13 protein-coding genes are annotated in these 16,960 nt (G+C 69.0%); 6 read left to right on the forward strand and 7 right to left on the reverse strand.

The window, feature by feature from the left end:
- The first annotated feature begins 20 nt into the window (after positions 1–20).
- A complete protein-coding gene (locus D7W81_RS00220; RefSeq protein WP_244226887.1) occupies positions 21–1,418 on the forward strand; it encodes a BamA/TamA family outer membrane protein in 1,398 nt (465 codons plus the stop codon).
- A 10-nt stretch (positions 1,419–1,428) separates the two neighbouring features.
- On the opposite strand, the gene D7W81_RS00225 is transcribed toward D7W81_RS00220, so the two are convergent.
- From D7W81_RS00225 to menA, 5 genes are all read right to left on the reverse strand, one after another.
- Complete coding sequence (locus D7W81_RS00225) at positions 1,429–2,379, reverse strand: DUF5995 family protein (RefSeq protein WP_120553281.1); 951 nt, start codon at positions 2,377–2,379, stop codon at positions 1,429–1,431.
- A 157-nt stretch (positions 2,380–2,536) separates the two neighbouring features.
- Positions 2,537–3,790 carry a c-type cytochrome gene (locus D7W81_RS00230; protein WP_120553282.1) on the reverse strand — a complete coding sequence of 418 codons (1,254 nt, stop codon included), beginning with the start codon at positions 3,788–3,790 and terminating at the stop codon, positions 2,537–2,539.
- 105 nt (positions 3,791–3,895) lie between these two features.
- Positions 3,896–5,011: a hypothetical protein gene (locus D7W81_RS00235; RefSeq protein WP_120553283.1), complete on the reverse strand. Its 1,116-nt coding sequence runs from the start codon at positions 5,009–5,011 to the stop codon at positions 3,896–3,898.
- A gap of 15 nt (positions 5,012–5,026) precedes the next feature.
- Positions 5,027–6,940 carry a hypothetical protein gene (locus tag D7W81_RS00240; RefSeq protein WP_120553303.1) on the reverse strand — a complete coding sequence of 638 codons (1,914 nt, stop codon included), beginning with the start codon at positions 6,938–6,940 and terminating at the stop codon, positions 5,027–5,029.
- Positions 6,941–7,197: 257 nt separating this feature from the next.
- Positions 7,198–8,124, reverse strand: coding sequence for a 1,4-dihydroxy-2-naphthoate octaprenyltransferase (gene menA, locus D7W81_RS00245; protein WP_120553284.1), 927 nt, complete (start codon positions 8,122–8,124; stop codon positions 7,198–7,200).
- Between the two features lie 254 nt (positions 8,125–8,378).
- Between menA and D7W81_RS00250 the strand changes: the two genes are divergently transcribed.
- Both D7W81_RS00250 and D7W81_RS00255 read left to right on the forward strand, forming a co-directional pair.
- Positions 8,379–9,065, forward strand: coding sequence for a DNA-binding protein (locus D7W81_RS00250; protein WP_120553285.1), 687 nt, complete (start codon positions 8,379–8,381; stop codon positions 9,063–9,065).
- A gap of 209 nt (positions 9,066–9,274) precedes the next feature.
- Complete coding sequence (locus D7W81_RS00255) at positions 9,275–11,725, forward strand: lytic transglycosylase domain-containing protein (RefSeq protein ID WP_120553286.1); 2,451 nt, start codon at positions 9,275–9,277, stop codon at positions 11,723–11,725.
- A 57-nt stretch (positions 11,726–11,782) separates the two neighbouring features.
- On the opposite strand, the gene D7W81_RS00260 is transcribed toward D7W81_RS00255, so the two are convergent.
- Positions 11,783–12,595, reverse strand: coding sequence for a hypothetical protein (locus D7W81_RS00260; RefSeq protein WP_208721104.1), 813 nt, complete (start codon positions 12,593–12,595; stop codon positions 11,783–11,785).
- Positions 12,596–12,915: 320 nt separating this feature from the next.
- Here D7W81_RS00260 and D7W81_RS00265 point away from each other — a divergent pair, with 320 nt between their 5' ends.
- The gene (locus D7W81_RS00265; protein ID WP_120553287.1) at positions 12,916–14,325 is read left to right on the forward strand and encodes a M28 family metallopeptidase; all 1,410 of its coding nucleotides are present in this window, start codon (positions 12,916–12,918) and stop codon (positions 14,323–14,325) included.
- Positions 14,326–14,389: 64 nt separating this feature from the next.
- On the opposite strand, the gene D7W81_RS00270 is transcribed toward D7W81_RS00265, so the two are convergent.
- The gene (locus D7W81_RS00270) at positions 14,390–15,274 is read right to left on the reverse strand and encodes a fatty acid desaturase family protein (protein WP_120553288.1); all 885 of its coding nucleotides are present in this window, start codon (positions 15,272–15,274) and stop codon (positions 14,390–14,392) included.
- Positions 15,275–15,496: 222 nt separating this feature from the next.
- Between D7W81_RS00270 and D7W81_RS00275 the strand changes: the two genes are divergently transcribed.
- Entirely contained in the window at positions 15,497–16,159 is a 663-nt protein-coding gene (locus D7W81_RS00275) for an iron-containing redox enzyme family protein (RefSeq protein WP_120553289.1), read from the forward strand.
- Positions 16,160–16,333: 174 nt separating this feature from the next.
- Positions 16,334–16,960, forward strand: a complete 627-nt coding sequence (locus D7W81_RS00280) for a DUF47 domain-containing protein (RefSeq protein ID WP_120553290.1) — start codon at positions 16,334–16,336, stop codon at positions 16,958–16,960.

Genomic DNA, 16,960 nt, shown 5'->3' on the forward strand with positions numbered 1-16,960 from the left:
GCGTGCGGTATGAGCACGGGGTGCCTCTCCCCCGCTTGCGCCGTCACCTGTCCTTGCTCGCCATGGTCCTGACCGGCCTGGGTGCCCCCGTGGCCCTCGCCGACGAGGAACCGCCCGTGTCCGCCCCCCACCGGCCCGAGGTCGCGGAGGTGACGGTGGAGGGGGCGAACAAGACGACGTCGGGGACGGTGCGCTCGTTCGGGCAGCTGGACGTGGGCGACGAGGTGGACGACGAGGAGCTGAAGAAGGTGGAGCGGCGGCTCCTGGCCACGGGCCTGTTCCAGGACGTGCAGGTGAGCACGGAGCCCCTGGCCGACGGGCGCGTGCGGCTGGTGCTGCGGGTGAAGGACAAGGCGTCGTGGGTGGTGGCGCCCACGGTGGCGCTGTCCTCCGCGAACACCGGCGGCGGGCTGCTCTACGCGGAGAACAACCTGGGCGGCCGCGCGAAGAAGCTCGCCGTCGCGGCGCAGCTGAGCACCGGTGAGAGCGGCGTGTACGTGGGCTTCCTCGACCCCATCGTCTTTGGCCTGCCCCAGCTGAAGTTCAGCCTGGAGGGCCAGCTGAAGAGCGACCGCGTGGACGAATACAATCCGGACGCCAGCCAGGATGATCCGGAGATCCTCCGGCGTACACGCCTCAACTCGGCGTCCATCAGCTCCGAGCTGGGCTTCATCCTCTTCGAGCGCGTGCGCGCGGCGGCGAAGTACCGCGTGTCCAGCATCGACGCGCAGGCACCGGACCCCGAGAAGCCGGTGACGTCGCAGGCCTTCTCCACCGGGCCGTCCCTGCGCGACACGTCGCTGCGCTTCATGGTGGGCCTGGACTCGCGCCAGACGCTGCACGCGGTGACGGAGGGGCTCAACCTGGAGGGCTCCTACGAGGTCTCAGTCCCGGGTGTGTGGAGCGAGTTCCGCTACCGCAAGTTCGGCATCCTCTACCGCCAGGGCCTGCGCTTCTTCAGCGAGAACAACCTGGTGCTGCGCGGCGAGCTGGCCGTGGGCAAGGACCTGCCCTTCCACCAGGAGCTGACGATGGGCGGCAACATGCTGCGCGGCTTCCAGTACCGGCAGTTCCGCGGCGACACCCGGCTCACCTTCACCGCCGAGTACCACTTCCCCCTCTTCAAGGTGAAGTCGCTGGCCTTCCGGGGCCTGGGCTTCTCCGACACGGGCGCCATCGCGTGGCGCGAGCTGCCCTCGGATGGAGTCCTGCGCGACGCCAGCGGACGCAACATCCGCGGCTACCTGCCGGAGTCCTATACGGACCCGAAGGCCGTCACCGTGGCCCAGGGCGTGGGCGCGGGCCTGCGGCTGTACCTCAACAACGTCGTGCTGCCCCTCTTGGGCGTGGACGTCGCCTACGGCGTCAACTCCGGCCAGGTGCGCTTCTACCTCGTGGCCGGAGTCACGCCCTCCTGAAGGCGCCCCGCTAGCTGACGCGGGCATCGACGCCCGCGTCCGGCCGGGGGACCACCACACCGGGCCACGCCTCCGGCGGCAGCGTCAGGCGGTACGGCGGCGCATCACCGAGCACCGTCCGCCACAGCGCCTTGTCCGCGCACAGCGCCTGGGCGATGCGGCCGGACGTCGTGCGCACGCGCTCCACGACGGCCTGGTGCTCCTCCGGCGTCTGCGCCTCCAGCATCGCGACGACGTTCTCCCAGACGCGCTGCCGCCACACGATGAGCATCCGCATCACGGCCCGCTCCATCACGGGGCGGCTGAAGGGCACGCGCAGGAGCAGCCGCGTGGACATGCACCGGTAGCGCTCCGCGAGCAGGTCCACGCACTCCGGGATGCACGTGCGGAGGACCTCGTTCACGTGGAAGTAGTCGTGCCGGTAGCGCGCCATGCGGCGTGCATCCGCCGGGGGCGACTGGTGGGCGATGTTGTCGTAGACGACCATTCCCAGGTCGTGGTTGATGTGGGCGCTCACGCCCAGCAGCGCGTCCTGATACGGCTGCGTGAGGCGTTGCGCCGGGTAATGCGTCGCGAAGCGCCACGCCGCGGTGGGCAGCGGCAGGTTCTTCAGGGAGTCGCGCACCGCGATGAGCGCTTCCTCCGCGAAGCGGCCCGTCAGGTGGGACAGCCACTCGGGTTCGAGGAAGCCGCCCGCGTCCGGCCGGTTCAGCAGGTGGACGACCTTGCGCGTGACGATGGCGTAGATGTCCAGGAAGATGGCGCGTGAATCATCGCGCGCGTTCAGCCGGCCGAGGATCTTCTCCAGCCCCTCCAGCGCCTCTTCCGCGTCGACGGGATTCCAGAGCACATCATCCAGCCGGATGGGGCCCTGCGTGTCCGGGGACTTCGTCTCGTGGAGCGGGACGGCCCTCGGATGCTGCTTCCGATGCGCCGAGGGGGAGGCCGGTGAAACAGTCATGGAATGACGCTCCGCGGGTGGGGGAACGACTTCACATGAAAGCGTATCTCAGCGAGTAAAACTTGTTACGTCCGCTGGGCCCGCGAGGGCGAAACTGTTGCAACAAACCCCCGCGTGTCGACACTCACGCGGGGGTCTTTGTCACACCACCGTCAACTCAGGGCGCGGTGCCTTCACTCACGGTGCCACCCGTCTTGCCCAGGACGAACTTCGCCAGCGCCAGGGCGTTGTTCTCGTCGATGAGGGACTCGTAGGTGGGCATCTGGGTGCCGGGCTTGAAGGACTCCGGGTTGCGGATCCACTTGGCCACTTCCTCCGGGGCCTTGCCCTTGGCGCCCTGGAGCTTGGCCTCGAAGGCCTTGCCGGGGGCGTGGCAGGTCGCGCAGCCCAGGGAGCTGAACATCTTCTCCGGGTCGGCGGAGGGCTCCGCCTTGGGACGGCCACCGGTAGGCGGCGGCACGGCCTTGTCGTTGGCCTTCACGGAGCGCAGGAAGGTGTAGAGGGCGGTGAGCTCCACGTCGTCCGCGTAGCGGTACTTGGGCATGGGCGGGCGCAGGATGAAGCCACCGGGCGTCACGCCCGTGACCATGGCGTGCTTGAACTCATCCAGCGTCCACTTACCGATGCCGGCCGTCTCGCTCATGGTGATGTTGGGCGACAGCAGCTTGCCCTCGCCGCCCAGCGGCACCAGGTCGAACTCGAAGCCGCCGCTCAGGAGCGTCTCCGGGTGCTGCATCTTCACCGCGCTGCTCTCCAGGCCCGGCGAGTGGCAGAAGGTGCAGTCGTAGACGCTGGAGGCCAGGTAGCGGCCGTACTCCACGGAGTCCGCCGCCTTCACGGGCACGGGCACAGGCTCCGTGCGGCCCTTGTCGTTGATGCCCATGGCGAACGCGAACGCCATCCGGCCCGGGGGCGTCAGCTCGGAGCGCGGCGGCTGCGCCTTCTCCGGCGCGAAGTCCGGGTGCCCGGAGCGCATGAAGCCGATGACCGCCGCGATGTCCTTGTCACCCATGTTGGGGAACGGAGGCATGGGGCGGAAGTGGTGGTTCTTGTCGATGCCGTTGATCACCATGCGGGCGATCTCCTGGTCCGTCCAACCCCCCACGCCCTTCTCCATGTCGGACGTGATGTTCGCGGAGTAGAACGTGCCCAGCTCGGCCGGGAAGTCGAACATGCGGCCGCCCACGGGCTTGGTGTTGCCACCGCCCGCGTGACACTCGCCACACACCGCGCGGAACACCTGCTCACCGCGGGCAATGCCCTCCGGTGAGCTGTCGCGCGTGATGTTGGGCAGCGCGACATAGTCATACGTCTTGTTGATCTTGTGGGTCGCCATGCCCATGGCGGTACCCGCGCCAATCAAGACCAGGGCGACCAGCACTCCAATGGCCAGCAGGATCTTCTTCATCATGGGGAATGTTGCTCCGGACGAACGGGGACGGCACACGGCGCTCCGTCTGCCCCACGGGAGGGACGGACGGAGCGGAGGTGCCGGGACGGGTGAAGCGACTGGCGACTACTGCCCAGGCAAGCAGGTGCTGGGCGGGGGGAACTGGGGCGTCGTCGAGGGGACCGCCGGCGCCATCTGGAGGCCCGCGAACGTGACGAGGCCGGGGATCTGCGGGAGAGCGAGCGGCATCAGCGACCACGGCCGGTTGTCCGGGACGCTCGTCGTGGCGTCCTTCGCCGTATAGGTCACCGTGCCCGGGGGGCCCATCAGCGGCGGGTGGACGATGGCCACCAGGCCCAGGCTGCTGTTGGGCGCGGGCTGCCCCCCGGGCGGAGTGGGCGCGATGAAGAAGCCGCGCGTGGACTGGAACGGCGCGAGCGGCGGAGGCAGCGCGCCCACGGGCGCCCACTCGATGTTGAGCACGCGGCCGGACGAGGCCTCCACGGTGGTGTTCGCCGCGGGCACGCGGAACGCCGGGAAGCCCGGGCGGTACAGCCAGAAGACCGTGATGCCGCCAAAGCGGCCCGGGTTGAGCAGGTCCGGCACCGTCACGGGCGCGCCGTCGATGGCGGTCAGGTACTTCGCCACCGCCTCCAGGACGCCCTTGTCGCTCATCTGGAGCGCTTCCAGGCCCACGCACGCGCTGTGCGCCGGCACCACCGGCCGGATGGTCAGCGTGGGCAGGTAGTTGCCCTCCGCCACGGGCGGCAGCGGAAAGGGCGGCGGGACGTCGTTGGCCAGCGTGCCCTGCCCCACGGACAGGACGAAGAACGGGGCGCCCTTGCGGGTCGGCACCTTCGGCAGGGTCCACAGGCCCCGCGCGTCGGACGGGATGGGCGGGGCCGGGTCTGGCGGCCGGCCGGTGACGGGATCCGGCACCGTGTCCTGGAGCGTGACGAGCGCGCCGCGCACCACCGAGCGCTGAAGGAGCGGGCTGAACTCCGCGAAGAGCGGCGGCAGCGGGCACTGCGCGGGCGGAGGCGCGCAGTGGGCCAGGTTGATGAAGTAGGCCTCCGGGTCCACGGTGAAGCCGGACAGCCGGGAGGTGAGGCCCTCCGGCTCGCGGTTCTCGTAGGTGGGCCGCGGCATGAAGGTGGACGACGCGGGGGAGGAGGATTCCGAGCAGCCGGCGTTCAGCAGGGCCGCGCCGAGCAGCGTTCCAACGAAGAGAGCTCTGTGCATGGCGGGTCGCATCCCCTACTTCGCGGGGAGGATGTGGCTGGAGGGAAGCTGATCGCCGCCGTGGCACGTCTGCGCGCAGTTGCCGAACCGGCTGGGCGTGCCGCGCTGGTTGAAGGCGATCTGGAAGAACTCGTCACCGTGCTGCGAGATGTGGCACGAGCCGCACAGCGCCAGGCTGGGCCGCTCCGTGCTCTTGCGCGTCAGGTGGCACACGGTGCAGTCCGCGCGGTTCGCCGGGTAGCTGGGCGAGTTCATGTGGATGCGGTGCACCATCTCCTGCGTCCGGCCCACCGTGTCCGTGTCGTAGTGGTGGCAGACCTTGCAGCTCTCGATGTGGTCCACCGACAGGCCGTGGCGCAGGTTGTCCAGCGACAGCACGCCGCGGTGGCAGAGCTGGCAGTTGCCCACGTTGCCCGGGTACGTCGTCGGCTCGTCCTGACCCACCTGGAAGAAGAAGGGGTTCAACTTCGCGACGCGCTCGCCCATGGCCCCGCGGTTGAACTTCACCAGCGCCACGTAGGTGCCCGGCTTCGCGTTCGCCGGCAGCGAGAACGTCTGCCGCGTGGGCCACTGGTAGTCCGCGAGGCCCGGCGTCAGGCCCGTGAGCGTGGCGTCATCGTAGAGCGCGAACGGGAACGGCTGCTTGGAGAAGAACTGGGCCTCGTCGCTGGGGTTGCCCAGCACCTGGAGGTCCTGCAGCGGGCCCGCGATGGCCACGTTGTTGATGGAGTCATTCTCCGTGACGGTCGCGATGACGCCGGGGATGAACGTCAGCAGGCCGTTGGCCTGGCCGGTGACGATCTGCCCCGCGCTGGGCAGCAGGTCCTTCGAGTGCAGGCGAGCGCCCGCGCTGTCGCGCAGGTCCACGTAGACGCTCACGTCCTCACCGGGCTTGTAGAAGCTGCCCTCTTTCGGAGGTGAGAACACCAGCCGCGAGTCCAGGCCCGGGCTGCACTGCACCGGGTTGCCGGCGTCGTCAGAGCAGGTGGACGGACGGTCATCCGGGATGACGTACGTCACCGGGAAGTAGAACGGCTTGTCCGGCAGCTGGCTCCAGGTGGCCTTGAGCGCGCCGGGGCCCGACAGGCGCGGGACGCGCAGCACCTTGAAGGGGTTGGTGCTGCCCACCATGTCCACGCGCGCGATGGTGCGGGTGATGGGGCTCTGGTCCAGACCGCCCACGAAGCCCGTCACCGTGCCGGGGTCCTTGTCACCCGGGAAGCGCGGCGGCTTGAGGTTCTCCGAGCGCCAGGCGAAGCGGCTGTGGCCGGCGTAGGGCGAAGAGGCCAGCAGCTCCGAGCGCAGGTACGTCTGGCTCGCGCGCGAGGTGCCCGTTTCGTCCAGCACCTCCACGGTGATGGTGTCGTCCTTCACCTTCTGCCAGTTCGCGTTGCCGAACAGCACCTCGCGGGTCCAGCAGTCCTCCACCGCCCCCGCGATGCTGTAGAAGCTCCACTCGTCCGGGCCCTGGTTGACGTTGGTCCAGTCCAGGCCGGCGAAGACCGTCTGGGTCTTGATCCACGACAACGCGGCGGTCTGGTCGTTGGGGTTGTTGTGCTGGTTGACCACCGTCTCCGACACGGAGAACTGGTTCAGGAAGTACTGGTTGTCTGACAGGATCTGCAGCGTCCCGGTGGGAGGCGACAGGGTCAGCGGGTTCTGCGCGAGCGGCGTGATGCACACGTCCGGGTACGGGACGGGCACGCCGTTCTTCGCCACCATCTGCCCACTGGGCAGGAAGGCGCAGCCGTTGATGTACTGGAGGCTGAGCCGGATCGCGCCGGAGTTGAGCCCCTGGTACGGGTCGAACCGCTTGGCGCCGCGACCCGTGGTCGACCCCTCGTCGTCAGTGACCTTGAGGAGGTTGCAGGACAGCAGGGGCACCAATAGGGCGCACCACGCGCTCTTCAGCAGGATTGAGCGATTCATGGAAGGCGAGGCCGGAGACAGGCAGGGGGAGGAAAGGAAGCAGGTGTCCTCGCGCGCGGGCCCACGCGTCCCACCCTTCCCGACGCCGCCAGCGTTCCGCCACGCGGAGACGGTGAGGCTTGGGAAGGGTTGGGAGGAGAACACCTCATCGGATCAAACTGACCACATTATGAGAGTCCGCGCAATTCGCGGACTCGAGATCCCGCGAGGCGCTTGAACGCCCGCCGCGCATGACCCGGGGCGTCGGGCGGGACACGCTAGAGGCTGAGCCCCGCGGACAGCAGCAGCGCGAAGACGAGCCCCAGCGCGGCGGTCTTCCCCAGGTGCGGGTTGAGCGCGCCGCCGTCCTCGCGCCAGATGGCGCGGATCTGCTTCACCGCGAGTGGCAGCGCCGCCAGCGTGAAGAGCCAACCCCACCGGTGCTCCGGCAGCACCAGCCAGGCGAGGACCGGGAGCACGAACGCGCCGCCCACCGCCAGCGTGTACTCCCACTGCCCGAAGCGCTGGCCGAAGCGCACCACGAGCGTGCGCTTGCCGGCGACGACGTCCGTCTTGCGGTCGCGCAGGTTGTTCACCGCGAGGATGCCCGCCGAGAACAGCCCCATGGACAGCCCCGCCAGCAGCACGGCCGGCGTGACATGGTGGGTGAGCACCACGTAGCTGCCGCTCACCCCCAGGAGCCCGAAGATGATCAGCACCAGCACGTCCCCCAGCCCCAGGTAGCCCAGGGGGATGGGGCCCGCGGAGTAGAAGACCGCGCCCGCCAGGCAGAAGGCGCCGCCCGCGAACACCGGCCACCCTTCCGCCTGGGTCAGCAGCAGGAGCGCGAGCGAGGAGCCGGTGAACGCCAGCGCCGCCGCCGTCGCCACCTCGCGCGCGGACAGCCAGCCCTTCTGCGTGACCCGCGCGGGGCCCAGGCGCGCCTCGGTGTCCGCGCCGCGCTCGAAGTCCGCGTAGTCGTTCACCAGGTTGCTGACGATCTGCATGAGCACGAAGCCCACCAGGAACGTGAGCGCCGGCACCGGACGCCAGGCGCCCTCCGCGTTGGCGAAGGCCCACCCCAGCACCGTGGGCGCGATGGAGGCGGTCAGCGTCTTGGGCCGCAGCGCGAGCCACCAGACGCGGGCCAGAGGGGGTTTCGCTTCAAGCGCGACACTCGACGACGGGAGACTCGGAGTGGCCATGGATGTCCGGGGGAGGGCAGCAGGCACACGGTAAAGCTACGGGCGTGCGGACCGCAAGCTGGCCCAATGATTCACATCGGCTTTCCTCATGTATCACCTGTCACATGCCCCCACCGTCAGTAGCAGACGCGCTTCGTCAACAAAGCGTCCCGTCCGCCACGCGACACAAAGGCAGACGGCAGTCATACTTCAAGTGAATTCAAGAACAAACAGAATTAACAGCAAAGTTGCCGACCGGATGATAGAAGGTGGGCATGAACTCCTCCCACCTTGTCTCCCCTGCCCTTTCGCGCCGGCGTGTCCTGACGCTCCTGGGCGCTTTCGTGGTCGCGCTCACCGGCTGCCAGCCGGTCCTCTCCATCGATGACGCGCGTTCGCGCGCCAACGGCTCCGAGGTGACGGTGGAGGGCGCGGTCACCGTGCCGCCCGGCGCGTTCTCCTCCGCCCTGGGCGATGAGGGCTTCGCCATCCAGGACGACACCGGCGGCCTCTACGTCAAGCTGGAGGAGAAGCTGCCCTTCGGGTTGGGAGCGCGCGTGCGCGTCACCGGCACGCTGGACGAACAGAACCAGCTGCGCATCCTGAAGAGCGTGCCCGCGGACGTGGACTTGAAGCACGGCACGAAGCAGGTGTCGCCCAAGGACGTCACCACCGGCGGCGTGAACGAGTCCGTGGAGGGCCAGCTCATCCGCGTGAGCGGCGCCATCACCCAGGCGTTCGTGGACGACTCGCCCTACGGCTACAAGCTCTACATCGACGACGGCACCGGCGAGGTGCAGGTCTTCGTCCACGTGTCCGCCGGGTTCGACAAGGCGGCGCTCCAGGCCCTCACGGTGGGTCAGCACATCGCCGTGGTGGGGCTGGCCGCGCAGTACGAGACCACCTACGAGGTGGCCCCCCGCATGCCGGGCGACCTGGTGCTCCAGACGACCGCGCCCTGACAGCAGGCAGGCGCCCCTGGGTATGTAGCACCCCAGGCGCCAGTCGAGCGGCCGCCGGGCCGTTGGCTTTCATGCATCACTCCGGATGTGTGTCCGGGGCGGGATGCACGAAAGCCAACGTGTGCCTGGCAAGCAGTCAGCCGGGCAGGTTCCAAGCGCACCAGCAGTGCCAATCCATCCGGGTCCCTGGCGGACGAACGAGGGCTGGCATGGACGGACTTCGAGGAACAGCGGCGGTCTTGCTTGCGTGTGCGGGCTTGTGGACCCCGGGCACCGTGTGGGCACAGGCACCCGGCGAGGACGACTCCGGCGACGTGATGTCGGAGGAGAAGCTGGAGGCCCTGCTCGACACGCCGGCGGCGCAGCCGTCCCAGGACGAGTTGACGGCGGAGGCCTTCGGGCCGGAGCGGCTGGCGCCCTACTTCGCGGAAGGACTGCTGGCGAAGGCGAAGGCGGAGTTCGACCGGGGCCGGTACAAGTCCGCGCGGGCGCTGCTCGCGACGGAGTCCCCCCCTTCCCTCCCCGGCCGCTTCCTCCAGGCGCAGAGCGCGTTCCTCGCGCGGGACTTCACGACCGCCGCCGCGGAGTTCACCGCGCTGGCGGAGGACTACGTCCCCCTGCGCGACCACTGCCTGATGCGGGCCGCGCAGTCGCATGAGCGGCTGCGCAAGCCGCTGCGCGCGGCGGAGCAGTACGGCGCGGTGAGCCCCGGCTCTCCGCTCTACCCGGAGGCCCGCTTCACCATGGCGCGCGTGCTCAAGCGCCAGCTGCGCATCCCGGAGGCGCTGGCCGCGCTGCAGCAGTTCATCGACAGCCGGCAGGCGCGCGGACCGGACGCGCTGCGGATGAAGGCGCTGCTGGAGTACTGCGAGCTGGCGCGCGCCGCGGGGCAGTACAACGCCGAGCACCGCGCCCTCCTGGAGGTCTGGGCCACCGCGCCCCTGTCCAAGGAGGCGGACCGCGCGCGCGCCCTGCTGCGCGACCTGCCCCTGCCCATGAAGTGGCGCGTGCGCCGCGCGGAGGCGCTGGTGGAGGTGCACCAGAACGTCGCGGCCATGAACATGCTGGCCCGCTCAGGGCCGCGCACGGAGCTCCCGGATGAGCTGGCCTGCCGCGCCCAGCTCACCCTGGGCCGCGCGCTGCGCAAGGAGCGCCAGCACCGCCGCGCCATCCAGGTGCTGGAGCCGGTGGCTCGCGAGTGCCTGTCGCCCGAGCAGCGCCCGCAGGCGCTCTACCTGCTCGCCTATTCGCAGTCCGTGGTGCAGCCGGAGGCGGCGGTGGAGACCTACGCCACGCTGGCCCGGGACTACCCGGAGCACGGCTACGCGGACGACGCGCTGTTCTTCGAGGCCTGGACCCAGCAGCGCCTGAACCGCACGGACGAAGCGCTCCAGAACTACGAGGCGCTGGCGAAGCGCTACCCCGCCGGCAACTTCGCCGCCGAGGCCCTCTTCCGCGCCTTCTGGCTGCACCTGCGCAAGGAGGAGATACAGCCGGGCCTGGCGTCCCTGATGGCGGTGGAGCAGCTGCCGGAGTCCGCGCGCACTGACGAGGCCCTGTGGCGCGCGCGCTACTGGCAGGCGCGGGTCCAGGAGAACGGCGGCGCGCTGGACGCGGCGCTCGCGCGCTACGAGCTCATCGCCACCGAGCGGCCCACGGCCTGGTACGGGCTCCTGTCCCGCACGCGGCTGGCGCAGCACGCCCCGGAGCGGTTGGCGCGGCTGACGGAAACCTCCGCGCAGGCCGCCTCCACGAAGACGCTGAACACCGCCGCGCCGGCGAACGACGAGGTCTGGCCCCTGCCCCCGGGCGCGCTCCAGAAGGATCCGCGCTTCGCGGCGGGCGTGGAGCTGCTGCGCCTGGGACAGCCGGGCGTGGTGGAGGAGCTGCTCGCGGTGGACACGCGCGGCCTGGCGGAGGCGCCCGCGCGGCTGCTCTACCAGACCATGCGCCGCACCGGCCGCGGCCGGGCCACGCGGCAGGTGGCCCGCGTGACGCTGCGCCAGGAGGCCGCGGGCCCCTTGAGCGCCGCGTCCCGCCCGGTGTGGGAGGCGACGTGGCCGCTCGCGTTCCGGCCGCTCATCCAGAGCTACTCCAAGGCCGCGCGCGTGGATCCGGACCTGCTCCAGGGCCTCATCCGCGAGGAGAGCCGGTTCAACCCGACGGCGCGCTCGTCCACCGGGGCGCTGGGGCTGGCACAGCTCATGCCCGGCACGGCGCAGCAGGTGGCGGACTCGCTCAAGCTGGCGTCGTTCGAGGTGTCGTCGCTGCTCCAGCCCGCGCAGAACATCCGGCTGGGGGCGACGTACCTGGGCTCGCTGCTCAAGCACTTCGACGGCAACCCCGCCTACGCGGTGGCCGCCTACAACGCGGGCCCCGCGGCGGTGGAGCGCTGGCGCAAGGCCCTGCCCCAGGCGGAGCTGGACGAGTGGGTGGAGCACATCGCCTTCGAGGAGACCCGCGACTACGTGAAGCGCGTGCTCAGCAGCTACAGCGCCTACAAGCTGCTCTACGCGAATGAAGTCCCCGCGTCCTTCGCGCCGGCCCGCAAGGTCCCGCTGGAGGCCCGGCGCACGCCCACGGTGAGCCCCGCCACGGGTGTGGGGGGCAGCGGCCGCAACGTGGCGACGCCCACGTCCTCCGTCTCCGGAAAACGCTAGCGGCTCTCGCCGGACGGGCTGCGTGCTCCCGTCCGGCGCGGCCATCCGAGGCCCGGGCTACTTCACGCCCGTGGGCTGGGTGATGGACTCCGAGCGGATGGTGTACTTGCCGGCGACAGCGTTCGTGTCGATGCCCGTGAAGTGGCGGTACGGGTACGCGCCATCCGCGATGGTCTCGATGAACTCCACCGAGTCACCGGTGACGGTCTTGCCGTTGATGTCCACGGTGAAGGTGCTCTTCTCCGAGTCCACGCGCCACACGCACGCGCCCACGTTCGTCTCCGCGGAGCCGGTGGACAGCCCGTCGATGTCGAAGTCGTTCAGGAAGTGGTGGTGCATCTCCGCCCACTGGAGGAACTCCCGCCAGTTGTGGAAGACCTGATGGAATCCGGCGGGCTGGGGGCTGGAGCCCTGGAGCACTCCGCCCAGGTAGACGTTCATCGTGTATGCGGAGCCGCCCGGCGAACCCGTGAACGTGGGCAGCATGTCGACCGAGTTCGCCACGCGGCCCGGAGTGACCTTCAGCGTGCTGACGACCTGGTCGCCGTCGCGCGCGGCCAGCTGGTAGCCGCCCTGCGCGCCCAGGCTCATCGCCACGCGCTGCTCCCACTTCACGGCCTGCGCGAAGCTGCTGGAGACGCCGTCCCGCTGCGTCGCGAGCCCGGTCACCGCCAGCCCGTCCGCGACGGAGTCGACCTTCGCGCGGCCCAGCGCGCAGGTCGTGATGCCGTCGAACTTCTTCACGCACTGGGACGCCGCGGACTCCTGCGCGCCCAGGGAACCCGAGGCCTGGCCGTCGTCGCCGCCCGCGCAGCCCGTGATGCTCAGCAGCATGGATGCCAGCAGGGAACCCGTCATCTTCAGGTGCATGCACTACCTCGTCGTGTGGGGTGGACTGCTCGCGGCTCCACTGCACCTCGCACGCCAACACGCCGAGTCCGTCTGTCTTCACTCTGTCAGTTCATGGGTTGAGAAAATGGAGTAGCGCCGGATGTCACATGAAACCACGTGATTTGTAGCAAGCCGGGTCTCACACGGAGCGTCAGGAGGCCGCACCCACGGGCGCGCTCCTGAAACCCGGATTCACCGAACAGGCCCTGCGCGGGCGGAACTTTTCCGTGGCGCACAACTCCCACCCGGGCCGACCGGATAATCTGGGGAGCGCGGTTCCTCCCCCGGACTCCCCCACCATGGCCTCGAAGATCAACGACAGCTCGCGTCCCCTCACCTCCGTTTCGCGGCTGTCCTCGCAGGACGCCCGGCCCACGGAGGCGAAGTCCCGGAACCGCCCCCTCGCGTTCAAGGACGGCTTCGAGTCCTCCGGCACGAAGCCCGCGCCCGGCCAGCTGCCGCGGCTGCCCGCGCCGCCTCCCATCCTGTCGCTGCCCGCGCCCACCCCGGCGCCGGTGCCGACGCCGGTACCGCCGGAGGCTCCCACCGAGCCGCCCGTGTCGGCCGACTCGGATCCAATGAAGCACCTCGAGTACCTGGCCTCGGACGCGCTGCAGGGGCGTGACAGCCCCTCCACGGGGCTGGACACCGCTTCCGCCTACGTGCAGGCGCACGCGCAGAAGTACGGGCTCGTGGGGCCGAACTCCAACAACCCGGAGAACCCCTTCCAGCAGAAGTTCAACGTCTACTCCTGGCTGGGCGCGGACACGGCGGGCGAGGCCCACGCGTCCCACGCGGAGCACAAGGAGTTCGGCCACCAGACGTTCCAGGAGGGCTTCTACCTGGACGAGAAGATGCCCAAGGACACGCTGAAGCTGCTCAACCGGCAGTACGAGCAGACGATGAAGTCGGCGGGCCAGACGGCCGTGCCGGCGCGCTCCGGCCAGCAGCGCAGCGTGGAGGAGCTCAAGCAGGTAGCCACCGCCACGGGCCAGGCGGTGAACACGATGGCCATGCTGCCCGGCACCGGGCCGCACAAGGACGAAGTGATTGTGGTGATGGCCCACCTGGACCACGTGGGCATGGACCGCAAGGGCAACGCCTACAACGGCGCGGACGACAACGCGTCCGGCAGCGCGGTGCTGATGGCGGCGGTGCCGGAGCTGGCGGAGGCCGCGAAGAACGGCAAGCTGGACCGCTCCGTGCTCTTCATCTGGACGGCCGCGGAGGAGAAGGGGCTGGTGGGCTCCCAGTACTTCGTGGACCACCCCATCCCCGGGCTGGAGCTGAAGAACATCGCCGGCGTCATCAACACGGACATGGTGGGCCGCTGGGATGATCAGCGCCTGTCCGTGGTGGACACCAACACCAAGGGCCAGCCCAACTACTTCCGCGACGTGGTGGACCAGGCGAACCAGCAGATGGCGGATCCGTTCGACCGCATCAACCGCGACATCAACGTCTACCGCGACCGGCAGGACGGCGCGTCCTTCGGGAAGAAGGGCGAGGACGTGCTCTTCCTCTTCGAGGGCCTGTCCAACCCCAATGGCGGCGGCGACCTCATCCCCGAGTACCACCGGCAGGATGACGACATCGAGAAGATCATCGAGGACAACGGCGGCAACAAGCCGCGCCGCGTGAAGGACCTGCTGCTCAACGTCATCAACATCGCGGCGAACCGCACGACGGAGCCGCAGCCGCAGCAGTAGCGCGGGGAGCTTCCGCCGGAAGGGGCTGCTTCCGGCGGAAAGGACTTCCGGAGACGCCGGACTGCTAGGCGGCCAGCTTCTCCGTGCCGCTGGTCACGGGCCCGCCAGAGAGGGCGGCGACCTCGTGCTCGCTCAGCACGAGCTTCTCTTCAGAGCCGCGCCAGACGAACGGGATGCCGGGCTGCCGGTAGAGGTTCGCGGGGATGTCGCGCGCCAGCTGCGCGTGCAGCTCCGGCAGCTTGGACCAGTGCAGCCCGTGCCGCGTGTGATGCGCGGTGTGGTAGCCCAGGTTGCCCGTCATCAGGTTGTAGCCCTTGTGGAGGATGTTGTACGAGGCCTCCGAGTGGTTGGCGGTGTCCAGCCCCACGTGGTGGAAGTACGTCGCCCAGACCGTCACGTAGAGCGACGCCATCATGGGCAGCAGGAACACGAAGAGCGCGTTGTAGGGGTTCACCCAGAACAGGCCCGCCAGCAGCACCAGCTGGAGCGCGGCCATCCCCACGAACGTGCGCAGCGCCTTGGGGTGATGCTTCTTCCCCACCTGGAACGAGCGCGGGTACGCGGTCAGCGCCGTGCGCAGCGAGTACTCCGTCTCCCCCATCGTCGTGCCGTCATCCCGCTTCCAGCGCGACTCGTCCTGCGTCTGGTCCAGGTAGTTCTTGTGGTGGCCCAGCACGTGGTGGAGGAACCACGCCTGCGACGTCACGCCCGTCTGGAAGCCGAAGACGATCTCCAGGAGCCGGTTGGGCAGCGCGTGCTTGAACATGGACAGGTGCTGGTGGTGGTGGTTCCACGAGCAGATCCACCCCTTGGGGATGATGCCCAGCCCGAACCACAACACCGGCACCCACCAACTGCTCGCCGTGAGGAACACCGTCATGTCGAGCGCGAACACGCTCAGGAACATCAGGACCGGGATGCGATCTTCAGGGTGCCGGAACAGGGTCATGCGCCTTCCGCGACAAGAGGTGCCAGGGCAGTAATGCCGATTTTCAAACTGTAGGACGGCACCCCCTACTCCGAACAGCCCACCCTCGCCTGCCTGCACGTTCCACACTGACGGTAAACAGCGTAGTCGCATTGTACTTGTATTTCCACTATTCCAAGAATCGCAGTCCTGCGTTGTGATAAACGCCGACCCAGCCCTTTTGGACCCAACCTGGAGGCGGCAATGCGGAACCAGACCATCGAGGCGGCGCTGACGAAGAATCCCCACCGTGAGCAGCTCATCAAGCACCGGTTCTTCGAGGTGGTGGACGAGAAGGCCTTCAGCCGCGACCAGGCGGAGATGGTGCTGGGGCAGTGGTGGCACCCCCTGCACTACTTCCCCGACTTCCTGAGCAAGCTCATCGCCGTCTGCCCGCAGATGGAGATGAAGACGGCGGTGACGCACATCCTCAACCAGGAGGTGGGTGAAGGGGACCCTGCGCGCGCGCACGAGCGCTTCTTCATCCAGACGATGACGGACGCGGGCTTCACGAAGGCGGGCGTGTCGGAGGCGGACATGACGCCCGCGACGCGCCGGCTCATTGACGGCTACCAGCGCTCCACGGAGAACCACCTCACCGGCCTGGGCTTCCTCTACGGCACGGAGGTGGCGGACCTCACCATGGTGGCCAAGCTGGGCAAGCTGGTGCGCCGCACCACGGGCCTCAAGTCCCTGCCCTGGGTGGACATCCACGTGAAGCAGGAGCCGGACCACGTGGAGACGGCCGGCCACACGGTGGGGCTCCAGTACACGGACGCGGAGCTGGCCACCATCACCCGCGGCGCCGAGGAGATGTGGCAGCTGTGGGTGGGATTCTTCGAGGAGCTGCGCAACCGCGTCGTCTGAGCGGCCGCTTGCGTCAAGCGCAACCCCCTGGAATCCGTACGTTTTCGCACGGAACACTGGCGAATCTCTCCAGGTAGGGTAGTCACTCCCGCGTCACGGGAGCGTCACACCCCAAACGCCACCGACCTCCCGCGGCGGACCGCGCCTGTGCCTCCAGGCGCCGAGGGAGATTCCATGCTCGAAAAGCTGATGCCGAAGTCGGACGAGTTCTTCGACGACTTCGACGCGCAATGCGCGAGGACCGTTGAAGGAGCGAAGCTCTTGCACGAGCTTCTGGCCGACTACCGGGACGTGCCCACGCGCGTCCAGGCCCTCAAGGACGTGGAGCACAAGGGCGACGACGTGACGCATGCCGCCTTCAACCGCCTCCACCAGCAGTTCATCACCCCGTTCGACCGCGGGCAGATCCACACGCTGCTCTCCCGCATCGACGACGTGCTGGACCTGACCAACGCGGCGGCGGCGCGGCTCTTGTACTACGAGATTGAGACCAGCCGGCCGGACGCCACGGAATTGGCGCGGCTGTTGGTGCTCTCCACGCAGAAGGTGCAGGAGGTCGTCGCGGCGCTGCGGCTCATCAAGAAGCCGGAGCAGATCCTCGCGGGCTGCAAGGAGATCAAGCGCCTGGAGACACAGGCGGATGAGGTCCTGCGCGCGGGCATGGGCCGGCTGTTCAAGAGCGGCGTGGACACCCTGACCATCATCAAGTGGAAGGAGATCCTCGACCTCATCGAGACGGCCACGGACAAGTGCCAGGGCGTGGCCAACGTCATTGAAGGCGTCGTGCTGGAGCACAGCTGA

Source organism: Corallococcus aberystwythensis, assembly GCF_003612165.1.
In the GTDB taxonomy this organism is placed as follows: Bacteria; Myxococcota; Myxococcia; order Myxococcales; family Myxococcaceae; genus Corallococcus; species Corallococcus aberystwythensis.

What these genes read in the sequence shown, in the direction of transcription:
- D7W81_RS00260 (WP_208721104.1), bottom strand. Translation starts at nt 12,595, where the DNA reads ATGCACCTGAAGATGACGGGTTCCCTGCTGGCATCCATGCTGCTGAGC.
- D7W81_RS00230 (WP_120553282.1), bottom strand. Translation starts at nt 3,790, where the DNA reads ATGATGAAGAAGATCCTGCTGGCCATTGGAGTGCTGGTCGCCCTGGTC.
- D7W81_RS00255 (WP_120553286.1), top strand. Translation starts at nt 9,275, where the DNA reads ATGGACGGACTTCGAGGAACAGCGGCGGTCTTGCTTGCGTGTGCGGGC.
- D7W81_RS00235 (WP_120553283.1), bottom strand. Translation starts at nt 5,011, where the DNA reads ATGCACAGAGCTCTCTTCGTTGGAACGCTGCTCGGCGCGGCCCTGCTG.
- D7W81_RS00225 (WP_120553281.1), bottom strand. Translation starts at nt 2,379, where the DNA reads ATGACTGTTTCACCGGCCTCCCCCTCGGCGCATCGGAAGCAGCATCCG.
- D7W81_RS00250 (WP_120553285.1), top strand. Translation starts at nt 8,379, where the DNA reads ATGAACTCCTCCCACCTTGTCTCCCCTGCCCTTTCGCGCCGGCGTGTC.
- D7W81_RS00265 (WP_120553287.1), top strand. Translation starts at nt 12,916, where the DNA reads ATGGCCTCGAAGATCAACGACAGCTCGCGTCCCCTCACCTCCGTTTCG.
- D7W81_RS00275 (WP_120553289.1), top strand. Translation starts at nt 15,497, where the DNA reads ATGCGGAACCAGACCATCGAGGCGGCGCTGACGAAGAATCCCCACCGT.
- menA (WP_120553284.1), bottom strand. Translation starts at nt 8,124, where the DNA reads ATGGCCACTCCGAGTCTCCCGTCGTCGAGTGTCGCGCTTGAAGCGAAA.
- D7W81_RS00240 (WP_120553303.1), bottom strand. Translation starts at nt 6,940, where the DNA reads ATGAATCGCTCAATCCTGCTGAAGAGCGCGTGGTGCGCCCTATTGGTG.
- D7W81_RS00270 (WP_120553288.1), bottom strand. Translation starts at nt 15,274, where the DNA reads ATGACCCTGTTCCGGCACCCTGAAGATCGCATCCCGGTCCTGATGTTC.
- D7W81_RS00280 (WP_120553290.1), top strand. Translation starts at nt 16,334, where the DNA reads ATGCTCGAAAAGCTGATGCCGAAGTCGGACGAGTTCTTCGACGACTTC.